We start from the raw sequence: 10,763 nt of genomic DNA on the forward strand, positions 1-10,763 counted from the left end.
TCCAGAAAAAAGAATATTTTAAGAAAAGAACTGTCGTTAGGCAGTTCTTTCCTTTTTGTTATTTATGTATATTTAGTAAACTTTGTTCAGTCTTTATTTATAAATTATAACTATTGAAAAGATTTCTTATATAATAGTATAATTGTAGTATAATATTGAGGAGGATATCTATGAATAAAACTAAAAGATTAATTTCAATTCTAATGGCAATAAGTATTGCTGTTAGCGTACTAATGGTAGGTTCTGTTTCAGCATCAGCAGTAACTGCTAATGCTATTAAGGATGTTCCTACATACAAAAGCAGAACTGCTTATATGGACAGTGTAAGAACAGGTAAAACTCAAGCATCAGAAAGTTTTGTTGATACTTTTGAGAAGGTTTATTCTTTTACTTTAAAGAATGATGCAAACTTTATGCTTAACTTTGGTTTTACTAATCATACAAAGTATAGCTGGAATGAAACATATCTTGTTGAAGTTTATACTGACCCTAACTTGCTTTATAAGAAAGATTTGACTGTAATTAAAAACGATAACAACAATGAAGCAATGTATGGTTTCTTAGGCAAAGGTACTTATTATGTAAAGGTGTACTATAAAAATAAAACTAAAGAACAAATAAACAGTACTTTCTTTATGTCACTAGGTCAAGTTAGCAAAAAAACTAAATTCACTACAGTTTCTTATGTAAGAACTAATAGAGACAAGACAGTTACATATAGATTAAATACCGTAGATGCTCCACAAACTGTTTATGTTCATACTTGTAATTACGGCAGAACATCAGGTACTACTATAACTGTTTGTGGCCAGGCAATAACTTTAAATGCAAAGAATGAATTTAACTATACCTACAAAAATCAAGATCCTAATGCACATATGAGCATTTGGGTTAAGGATGTAAACGGTTATGTTAGTGAAACATATGCTCTTTGTCTAAATAAGTATACTGCAACAGTAGTTGGCGTTAAGAATAAAGATTATACCGGTAGAAATGTAGGTCAAAGTGGTCTAAGTGTAAAGGCAGGTTACGATGCTGCAAGTTATAGACTAAGCTATAGAAATAACAAGAATGTTGGTACTGCAACAGTTTATATTAAAGGTAGTGGCATTACAATCGGTTCTGTTGCAAAAACATTTAAAATTGTACCTAGCAAGATTACTAAGGCAACTTCTAAAGTAAAGGGTAGCAAAGCTACTTTATCTTGGAGTAAGTCAAAGGGTGCTAAGAAGTATGTTCTTCAGAAAAATGTTAAGGGTAAGTGGAAAAATGTAAAAACACTTTCTTCTACTTCTTATAAGTTAACAGTATCTAAGGGCAAAACTAAGTTCAGAGTTTACGGTACTGCAACAGTAAGCAAAAAGGCTTATAACGGCTACGGAAAAACATTTACAGTAAACAGAAAGAAATAATTTTAATTTAATAAAATAAAAGAACCTCTTTTGCACATAATAAGTGTAAAAGGGGTTTTTCTTATGATAAAAAGAGTTGGTTCATATACAGTAGAATTTTTACATCCACCGGTAATAACAGGTTATAGTTCAGTAGTTGGCAAGAAAGAGGCTGAAGGACCTTTAGGAAAATATTTTGATAAGATTTTTTACGACTCAAGGGCTGGTCAACCTACTTGGGAAAAGGCTGAAGCTAAGTTTCAGCAAGAGGCCTTTATTGGTGCAATGACAAAAAGCAAAACACATCCGGAGGATATTGACTTTGTTTTTGCAGGGGATTTATTAAATCAGCTTATAGGCTCCAGTTACTCAATGAGAAGTTTTAATATCCCTTACCTTGGTCAGTATGGGGCTTGTTCAACAATGGCTCAGGGGGTAATTATGGCTTCATTTACAGTAGGTGGTGGAAGTGCAAGAGAAACTGCCGTTGTAACCTCATCGCATTTTTGTACAGCAGAAAGGCAGTACCGTTATCCACTTGAATATGGTGGTGTAAGACCCCAAACTGCTCAATGGACAGTAACAGGTTCAGGCTCTGTAATTGTCAGTAATGAGGGGAAAGGCGTTGAAGTGGTAAATGCCACAGTAGGAAAAATTGTGGATAAAGGGGTAAAGGATATAAACAATATGGGTGCTGCAATGGCACCGGCAGCCTATGACACAATTTTGACCTACTTTAATGATACCAAGACCACACCTAATGACTATGACAGAATTTTTACAGGTGATTTAGGACAAGTAGGTTCGGAGCTTTTGCATCAATTGCTAAATGATGATGGGTATAACATTGATAGTGTTCATAGGGATTGTGGACTGATGATTTTTGACAGAGATACTCAAGATGTTCATGCAGGTGGTTCAGGCTGTGGATGTGGTGCATCGGTACTTTGTGGCAAAATATTAAAGGATATGGAAAGTGAAAAGTACCGAAATGTACTGTTTATAGCTACAGGTGCGTTGATGAGTCCAACTGCAAATCAGCAAGGAGAGAGTATTCCTGGGGTTGCACATTTGATACATTTAAAATGTCAATAGTAAATAGTAACAATAAAAGTGCCTCTATAATAGGGGTGCTTTTGTTGTATATGTAAGAATTTTTAAATTTTTTGTTTTATTTTTGTAACTTCCTTGACAGAGGTGATATTACTATTTGTAATATAATTATGTTGAAAACCATATGGAAATTGTTAATGTGAAAAACTTTCCTTGTAGAAAAATGCATTATTTTTAGAGTATTAGTGGATAACTTCAAGGGTTTTCCTAGTTGCCAACATAGTTTTCCACATAAATGTTAGTAAAATGTTAGTTTACTAACTGTATAATTGTAATTTTAATTATTACAAAGAATTATCAAATTTGTTTTATTTTTGGTGATTACATACTAAATACTAGGTCAAAAATATAGATAGAAAGAGGGTTTTGCTATGTTAAGAGGCATAAACAGACAGGTTCTGGAGATTACAGAAACCAACAATATGTATTACGAAAAGGCTTTGCTTGTGGTTCGTCCGGAATATACAGATGCTCAGAAAAATGTTTTGGAAAGAGAAGCAAAGTTAATGCTAAGGCGAATGTACCCACCGTCAGCAATAAAAATAAAATCTAAGATTATTTATTGGTCAATTAGGCTGGGTGTTTCAGCCTTAATGGGTGGACTGGCTACTGCTATAATAATATTACTTTCTATGTAATCTTATACCTAAGCTATTCATATAATTTTATATAAATTATATGGAGGCTGTTATGAAAGTTAAATTTTTTCGTAACCTTGAAATAGTAGGTGCTTTCTTTGTGTTTTCTTTGGCGTTTTTGTTGCACTATATTTATCAGCTAACTGACGGTACGGTTTTTTCGATTCTTTTTGGTGCAGTTAATGAGTCAGTGTGGGAAAATACAAAAATATTTCTCATTGCCTATGCCGTTTGGGGACTTGTTGAGCTTTTGGTTTCCAATGTGTATTTCAAGCCATTTGTAGTGGGTAAAGTCCTTGGCATTTACTTTATGGGATTTTTCATAATAATTATGCACTATTTATTTTCACTTTTTGTTGGAGATAAAATGGTTGGTGTTGATATTGCTATGGGCGTTTTTGCAGTTATTTTTTCTCAGATTATTTCTTATAAGGTTACTTTAAGTGATAAAAATTTCAGTACTTACTTTGTACCGTCATTATTTTTGTTGGGACTGTTCCTTATTGCATATTTTTCCTTTACGGTTTTTCCACCACATATGGGACTTTTCAAGGACGAAACAACAGGCTTTTACGGAATTTTGCCGAATTATGTAGATAAAGGTGCAGCAGTTTTAAATAATCTGTAAAACCCCATAATTATTTTAGTTTTTTTATGTTTTTGCTTTTACTTAATTTCCTTTTGTGTTATACTTATTCTGTACAAATTACTAGAAAAGGTATAAACAAAAGGAATTTTTTATGGAACAAAATAAACAGAATTTAGATAATCAAAGAAATGATATAATTGCAGGTCGTAACCCTGTTATGGAGGCAATCCGTAGTGGCAGAAGTATTGAGTCAATCCTTGTAGCAAAGGGAGAGAGAAGTGGCTCGGTTGTTGCGATTATTGCAAAAGCAAAACAGAAGAATATCCCTGTTAAAGATGTTGACTCGAAAAAGCTGGATTTCTTAGCTAAAGGTGTAAACCATCAGGGTATTGTTGCTCAATGTGCAGTAAAGGAATACAGTACACTTGAGGATATTTTTGCTTTAGCAGAAGAGAGAGGGGAAAGTCCTTTCATTATTGTTCTTGACAAGATAGAAGACCCACACAACCTAGGTGCTATTATTCGTACTGCAGAATGTGCCGGTGCTCACGGTGTAATTATTCCTGAAAGAAGAAGTGCAGGACTTTCTTATACAGTAGAAAAAACTTCTGCCGGTGCATTAGAGTATATGCCGGTTGTAAGAGTTAAGAATATTTCAGCAGTACTCCAAAAGCTAAAGGATAAGGGTATTTGGGTTTATGGTGCTGATATGGACGGTGAGCATTACAAGAAAGTTAACTTCGACGGTGCAGTTGCCCTAGTAATCGGTAATGAGGGTAAGGGTATCAGTCCACTTGTTGCAAAGGATTGTGATGTTATTGTTTCACTTCCTATGAAGGGCAAAATCAATTCTCTTAACGCTTCTGTTGCAGCAGGTATTTTAATGTATGAAATAGCAGACAAAAGATAAATAGGAGAGAAATAATGGAGTTTAAGAAACCTGACTTTCTAAAGAATAAGGTTAAGAAAAAGCCTAAAAAAGAAGTCAAAAAGGTAACTAAGAAAGAAAATCAAGCTCCACCGGAGGTAACAGAGGATATTAAGACTATGTTTTACTCAATGGCTCCTGTGGATGATGAAGATGAAGAAAATAATACAATTGTAGGAGAGAAAATCGGCACTACCATGAACGCTGAGGTTATGATGGAACGCCAAGGTGACGAAAACGGTAAAGTGACCGATGATGAAGAAGATTTACCGGACTATAGTGGTGACTTTTTCAATGCTCCTGTTCCTGTTGAAGAGGATGTTGAACTTAGCAGTGATGTACCGGAGGGTACACTGGTAGCTGACGATGTTATTGAGAGTGTTCCTCAGTTTGACATTAAGCCTATTGAAATTGAAGATATAGATACTATTGATATTGATATTCCTGATGTACCGGAAAAAAAGGAAGAAGATACTTTTCCTATCGCTATGGCTAATGAGGACTTTGACGAAGAAAAGTTCAAGAAAGACAGCCTTGATGAATTGATTAAGGAAAAAAATCTTCCACCACTGCCTAAGCATGAGGATGAAGAAGAACCTGATGCTTTCCATTATGAAAAACTTTTCGGAAAGCAAAAGCCTGTACCACAAGGTACAACTCAGGTTTCTAAAGTGCCGATTTATAAGCCTGAAAGTCCTTTGGAACAGTTAAATGTTAATGTAGGTAAGTTTTCAGTTGTAGTCAGACAAGAGTATGAAGAATATCTAAAAAGCAAGAATCCTGAAATTTCTGCTACATATAGGCCAACTTCAACTGTAGTTACAGAAGAACCAATAAATAATAAAAATAAATTTGCACAATCAGTTATCAACCTATTTACTTCAAAGGGTAAGGATACTGTAGAAAACAGAACAACTGCAGAAAAGGTTGTTACTGTTGATGACTATGATGACGAAAATGATAAGGAAAGTGTTGCTGATGAAATTAACAGTAACCTAAGTAAACTAAAGTTCCAAAGTTTTGCTTTAGGTGTTTTAGCTGTGGCAACATTGTTCTTTGTATTTTTACAGAGAGCATTGCCATCAACTTTAGGTGCAGGTTATGTAGCACCTGTAATTTACGGTGTGTTAAACTTAATTGTTATTTTAGTAGCAGGTGCAGTTTCAAGAGTAGCACTAAAGAATGGCTTATCCTCACTTATCAAGTTTAAGGGTAATTCCGATACGGCAGTAGCAGTAGGTTATGTTTGTGGTGTGCTTTCAAGTATAGTGGGACTGTTTGCCAGCCAAAGTTACTTTATAGGTAAGTACAGTTACTATACAGCTATCCTTATTGTAGGGCTACTGTGTAACTCTGTTGGTAAATATTATATGGTTAGCAGAGTTGACAAGAACTTTAAGTTTATTGCTGATGATAAGAAGAAAATGTATTCAGCAAAAATTTATACTGATGAAAATATTGCCTCAAAGATGATGAGTGGTACTGTTATAGAAAAGCCTATTGTTGCTTATCAGCACAAAACAGACTTTTTAACAAACTACTTGCAACTTTCCTATGCACCTGATCCATCAGAAGAGGCATCCGGTAAAATTGCACCATACACCACAATTTGTGCAATAGTTGTTGCAATTTTATTTGGGCTAATTAAGAAAGATTTTGTAGGTGCAATCAGTACACTTTCACTTATTACAACAGTAAGTATCCCTATTTGCACTTTAATGGCAGTTAATGTGCCTATGAGAAAACTTTGTAAAACACTACTGAAAAAGGGTGCAATGCTTTGTGGTTATCAAGGTGTAAATCAGTTTTGTGATACATCGGCAATTATGGTTGATGCCAGTGAACTATATCCTGAAGGCTCAATTATTCTAAACAACATTCAAGCATTTAATGAAGTGAAACTTGATGAATCTTGTTTATGTGCTGCAGCAGTACTAAAAGAAGTAAACAGTCCACTTTCTTATGTGTTTGATAAAGCACTTCAAGAGAGCAGAATGGTACTTCCTGATGTTGAGTCTGTAATGTATGAAGATGGTCTTGGACTTGTTGGTTGGGTAAACGGTGACAGAATTCTTGTAGGTAACAGAGAACTTATGAGAAAGTACAGTATCAATATGCCTGAAAGAAATATTGAAGAAATATACCACCATCAGCATAAGCAAACAACTTTTATTGCTCAGTCAGGTGTACTTGTTGCAATGCTAATTACAACATACAGACCTAGTATTGAAATTTCAAGAGAACTTCAAAGAACTGAGTACAATGGCATTAGCCTACTAATCAGCACAAGTGATTGTAATATTACATCAGAACAAGTTTCTGAGGACTTTGGAGTGTTCTATAGAAGTGTAAAGGTACTTCCAACAGGACTTGGCAATGTTTGTAAGGAAGTAACCGGTGTACATGAAGAAAAATCCAGAGCATACTTAGCAACAAGAGGTAAATTTACTCAGATTGCCAGAGCACTCTCCGGATGTGTACAGATGAGAACAAATATAAGCATTTCTGTAATTATTCAGCTAATCGGTGTGGCACTTGGCATTATGATTATGTCAACAATTGCCCTCTATGCCGGTACTTCAATTTTGGGTACAGTAGAAATGCTACTTTATACAATTTTCTGGGGAATAGCAACAATGATTGTCCCTATGATTAAGAAACCTTAGGAGGAATTTTATTATGTTAATCGCACCATCACTACTATCATGTGACTTTTCAGTTATGGGTGAAGAAATAGAGAGAATGGACAAGTCAGGAGCAGACTATATGCACCTTGATGTTATGGACGGTCACTTTGTACCGAATATTACATTTGGTGCACCGGTAATTAAAACGGTTAGAAAATATACCGAAAAGCCTTTTGATGTACATTTAATGATTTCTGAACCACTAAAGTATATTGAAGACTTTGCGAATGCCGGTGCTGATATTATTACTTTCCATATTGAAAGTGACAGTGATGTACAGGAAACTATTGATAAAATCAAGGCTTGTGGTAAAAAGCCCGGACTTGTAATTAAGCCTAATACAAAGGCTGAAGAAGTTTTCCCTTATCTAAAAGATTTATTTATGGTTCTTGTAATGACAGTTGAACCCGGTTTTGGTGGTCAGTCATTTATGGCAGATATGCTACCAAAGGTTAAAGAAATCAGAGAAGAAGCTAACAAGGTAAATCCTGAACTTCTTATCGAAGTTGATGGTGGTATCGGTGAGGCTACTATTAAACAGGCATATGATGCCGGTGTTGATGTTTGTGTTGCAGGTACAGCAGTATTTAAGGCTGACTCAGCTACTGAGGCTATTAACAACCTTAAGGCTCTTTGTAAGTAAGATTTTTACTGATATTTTCTACACAATTTTCACCGATATATTTTCCGTATTCCTTTAGCCTAGCTAAGAGAATATTACTGTTTTCGCATTTTTCTCCGTATTGACACACAAGGAGTTTTGTCTTTTTAGAGATAAATGAATTGGAAAAACATAGGTAGTATTTGTTATTCATTATGTAACTATGGTTTCTTGATAATGGATAAGAAGATTTGTGTAAGGTAAATATACATTTTAAGTAATCATCACAATTTTCAAAAGAATATATGGTGTGGTCAAGGTTTCTTTTTACTTTAAATCTTTTTCTGCCATATCTAATGGTCAAGAGAAAGATTGAACTTTTCCTTGACTTAACAGCCTCTAACACAAATGCACAGTGCTTTGTGTTTAACTTTTCAACAGTTGCAACAATGTTCAGAATGTGATATATTAAATTGTCCTCAGTATTAAAGGTAAGTTCGTCTTGTAAAAATTCAAACATAAATGAAGTATTATTTATCTTTGTAATAGTCATACTATTACCTCCTTTATATAAAGGATAAATGGTACTAAGGACGTTATCAACTGATTATTGTTTACAGTAAATAAAACACTAAATTAATTTCAAAAATTTACTAACGAAAGGAAGATGAAATATGCCACAGTGGTTAAGTGACGCAGTATTTTACGAAATTTATCCTCAGTCTTTTAACGATACTAACGGTGATGGTATCGGTGATATTCAGGGTATTATTGAAAAACTTGATTATGTAAAGGGTCTTGGTTGTAACGCAATTTGGCTAAACCCTGTTTACGATTCACCGTTTATGGATGCCGGTTATGATGTAAGAGATTACAAGAAGGTTGCTCCAAGATATGGTACAAATGAAGATTTGGTAAGACTTTTTGATGAGGCTCACAAAAAGGGCATTAAGATTTTGCTGGATCTAGTTCCGGGTCATACAAGTGACCAACATCCTTGGTTCTTAGAAAGTAAAAAAGCTAAGGAAAGTGAATATACAAACAGATATATCTTTACAAAGTCAGTATGGGATGCACCACCTGAATATAGAATGATGTGTGGTTTATGTGAGCGTGACGGTAACTATATGGTTAACTACTTTAGCAGCCAACCTGCTCTTAACTATGGTTTCTACGAAGTAACTCACCCTGAGTGGCAGTTACCATATGACCATCCTGATGCTTTAGCTACAGCAGAAGCAATTAAGGATGTTATGAGATTTTGGCTAGATAAGGGTGCTGATGGTTTCAGAGTTGATATGGCTGACTCTCTTGTAAAGAACGATGATGAAAAAATCGCTACTGCTAAGATTTGGCGTGGTGTCAGAGAAATGTTAGACAAGGATTACCCTGAGGCTGCTATGGTTTCAGAATGGTGTAACCCTGAAAGAGCTATCAACAATGCCGGTTTCCATATGGACTTTTATCTTGACCATTACGGCAATGGTTATAGCCGTCTGTTTAGATATGAAAAAGATGGTGAAAACAAAGCATTTTTCCATAAGAACGGTAAGGGCGATATTACTGCCACTATGGATGAGTATGTTCCTAACTATGAAAAAACTAAGGCTAACGGTTACATTAGCTTTATGACTAATAACCACGATATGCCAAGAATGACTCACTATGCAGATAAAGAAACAATCCGACTTGCTTTTGCAACTCTGTTTACTTTACCGGGTGTACCATTCCTATATTATGGTGATGAAATCGGTATGAGATACCAAGGTGACCTTGTTTCTAAGGAAGGTGGTTATTCTCGTACAGGTTCAAGAACACCTATGCAGTGGAATAGTGAAAAGAACCTAGGTTTCTCAACTGCTGATGAATGTTATCTACCGGTTGATAAGAACGCTGATGCACCAACTGTTGAAAATCAGAAGAATGACCCTGACTCAATTTATAAGGTTGTAACTGATGTTATTGCACTTCGTCATAATAACAAAGACCTAGGCAATGACGGTGACTTTGAAGTTGTTTATGCTGAGAAAGAAAAGTATCCTTTCATCTACAAGAGGGGTAAGTTTGTTGTTGTTGTAAACCCATCTGCAAATGACGAAACTGTACCATTCGATTTTGATGTTGCTTCAACTCTATACCAAATCGGCAAAACAGAAGTAAAGGATAATAAGGTTACTGCTTATGGTAGTTCTTTCGCTATCTTTGAAGTAAAGTGATTTTAGAATTTTATTCTGTTGATTTATAGTAGAAATTAAATTTTATAACTAATTAAAGGCTAGTTGCTTAAATAGTAACTAGCCTTTTTGTTAGTATAGTAAACTTTTTCAATTTTGATTGTGGGTTAAGGTTAGTTAGATAAATTAGGGCTTATGGGGCTAAATGTAAAGTGTTAAATTTTAGCAAATAAGGCTCCCTTGTGTAAAGGGAGCTGTCGCTTGTAAATTGGAAGAATGACAATTTACTCTTAAAGAGCGACTGAGGGATTGTTATGGTATATACTTTTTGCTATATCAATTTTATTCGATAGATATATAATAGGTTTTGTTTTCCTATCTAAATTTTATCTATCTATTACTGCCTACTAGACAATCCCTCTGTCAGCTATCGCTGACATCAGCCACTGCATAAGTTCGCAAAGCCAAATATAAAATTTGGATGCTCACTTATCCCTTTACACAAGGGAGACTAGCGAATATGTACAAATTTAGGGTAATTACACAGGACAAAATTTTGGCTCACAGGTGTAGGGGCGAACAGTGTTCGCCCATTAAAAAGTGTGATACCTATGAGATTATTATCCTATTTGCAGATTATAA

Annotated in this window: 9 protein-coding genes; 8 read left to right on the forward strand and 1 reads right to left on the reverse strand. The window is 34.9% G+C overall.

Translation table 11 applies throughout. The features are described from left to right. The first annotated feature begins 170 nt into the window (after positions 1-170). The 7 genes from WMO18_RS02220 to rpe all read left to right on the forward strand — a co-directional run bounded on the left by WMO18_RS02220 (position 171) and on the right by rpe (position 7,989). Positions 171-1,412 (forward strand): hypothetical protein, encoded by a 1,242-nt coding sequence (locus tag WMO18_RS02220; protein ID WP_022504900.1) that lies wholly within the window; start codon positions 171-173, stop codon positions 1,410-1,412. A gap of 63 nt (positions 1,413-1,475) precedes the next feature. Continuing rightward, positions 1,476-2,486 (forward strand): stage V sporulation protein AD, encoded by a 1,011-nt coding sequence (gene spoVAD / locus WMO18_RS02225; RefSeq protein ID WP_022504899.1) that lies wholly within the window; start codon positions 1,476-1,478, stop codon positions 2,484-2,486. A gap of 389 nt (positions 2,487-2,875) precedes the next feature. After that, positions 2,876-3,142 carry a hypothetical protein gene (locus WMO18_RS02230; RefSeq protein ID WP_022504898.1) on the forward strand — a complete coding sequence of 89 codons (267 nt, stop codon included), beginning with the start codon at positions 2,876-2,878 and terminating at the stop codon, positions 3,140-3,142. Positions 3,143-3,194: 52 nt separating this feature from the next. Further along, positions 3,195-3,770, forward strand: a complete 576-nt coding sequence (locus WMO18_RS02235) for a DUF6512 family protein (RefSeq protein WP_022504897.1) — start codon at positions 3,195-3,197, stop codon at positions 3,768-3,770. A gap of 112 nt (positions 3,771-3,882) precedes the next feature. After that, positions 3,883-4,641 (forward strand): 23S rRNA (guanosine(2251)-2'-O)-methyltransferase RlmB, encoded by a 759-nt coding sequence (gene rlmB / locus WMO18_RS02240; protein WP_022504896.1) that lies wholly within the window; start codon positions 3,883-3,885, stop codon positions 4,639-4,641. A gap of 14 nt (positions 4,642-4,655) precedes the next feature. Beyond that, positions 4,656-7,325 (forward strand): hypothetical protein, encoded by a 2,670-nt coding sequence (locus WMO18_RS02245; protein ID WP_211147441.1) that lies wholly within the window; start codon positions 4,656-4,658, stop codon positions 7,323-7,325. A gap of 13 nt (positions 7,326-7,338) precedes the next feature. Further along, a complete protein-coding gene (gene rpe, locus WMO18_RS02250) occupies positions 7,339-7,989 on the forward strand; it encodes a ribulose-phosphate 3-epimerase (protein WP_022504894.1) in 651 nt (216 codons plus the stop codon). Here rpe and WMO18_RS02255 read toward each other — a convergent pair. After that, positions 7,970-8,500 (reverse strand): hypothetical protein, encoded by a 531-nt coding sequence (locus WMO18_RS02255; RefSeq protein ID WP_211147440.1) that lies wholly within the window; start codon positions 8,498-8,500, stop codon positions 7,970-7,972. The two genes, rpe and WMO18_RS02255, sit on opposite strands and share 20 nt — an antisense overlap. Positions 8,501-8,621: 121 nt before the next feature. Here WMO18_RS02255 and WMO18_RS02260 point away from each other — a divergent pair, with 121 nt between their 5' ends. Next, positions 8,622-10,163 carry an alpha-amylase family glycosyl hydrolase gene (locus WMO18_RS02260; RefSeq protein WP_211147439.1) on the forward strand — a complete coding sequence of 514 codons (1,542 nt, stop codon included), beginning with the start codon at positions 8,622-8,624 and terminating at the stop codon, positions 10,161-10,163. The last annotated feature ends 600 nt before the right edge of the window (positions 10,164-10,763 follow it).

It is taken from the genome of Ruminococcoides intestinihominis, assembly GCF_040096285.1.
Taxonomy (GTDB): Bacteria; Bacillota; Clostridia; order Oscillospirales; family Acutalibacteraceae; genus Ruminococcoides; species Ruminococcoides intestinihominis.